1 protein-coding gene and 1 pseudogene are annotated in these 583 nt (G+C 60.7%); both read right to left on the bottom strand.

Annotated elements, in window-relative coordinates; genetic code table 11:
• Positions 1-262: pseudogene (locus tag A3722_RS12995) on the bottom strand (GMC family oxidoreductase); the annotation flags it as partial.
• 16 nt (positions 263-278) lie between these two features.
• Positions 279-583, bottom strand: a 305-nt coding sequence (locus tag A3722_RS12990; RefSeq protein WP_150120478.1) for a gluconate 2-dehydrogenase subunit 3 family protein, incomplete at its 5' end; no start/stop codon positions are given.

Genomic DNA, 583 nt, shown 5'->3' with positions numbered 1-583 from the left:
GCATCGGCAGCGCGATCTGTGCGCCATTGTTGCGGAAGGTGACGGTGGATTGCGAGGCTTCCTGAAACATGCCGTGGCGCCAGTAATAGCGTAGCTCGTCCTGCGCAAAGGTGGTGGCGAAATCCTTGGGCGTGTCGCGCCACGGGCCGCGTTCCAGTGCCAGCACCTCCATCCCGGCGGCAGTCAGCTTCTCGGCGTAGATCGCCCCGGTCCAGCCGAAACCGACCAGAACCACGTCGACCTTTGGAAGCTGTTTCGTCATCGTGTCACCTCGTGTCTTATTCAGAGCTGTTCCAGCCGGGACGGCCCATCAGGCTGACCGGCGGCAGATCAATGCGCGCGCCGTTGTGGCCCACGAAATCGCGGTAATCATAGCGGGTGCCAGGAAAGCCGACGTAGTGCCAAGCCACCATGTCTCGGTTGCCGCCGTAGATTGGATCGGCGAAATAGCCTTCGATGGTGTTTTTTAGGATCAGGTCAAAGAACGCCTTGGCCGAGACTCCGTCGAAGGTGATTTCCTCATCGTCCATCCCCTTGAGGATCTCGTCCTGTTGCGCCGCGCTCAGCGCGGCAAACCCGGAGT

This window comes from Sulfitobacter sp. HI0027, assembly GCF_001634775.1.
Classification (GTDB): domain Bacteria; phylum Pseudomonadota; class Alphaproteobacteria; order Rhodobacterales; family Rhodobacteraceae; genus Sulfitobacter.
The sequence above is the reverse complement of the archived record's forward strand: the minus strand, read 5'-3'. Positions and strand labels throughout refer to the sequence as shown.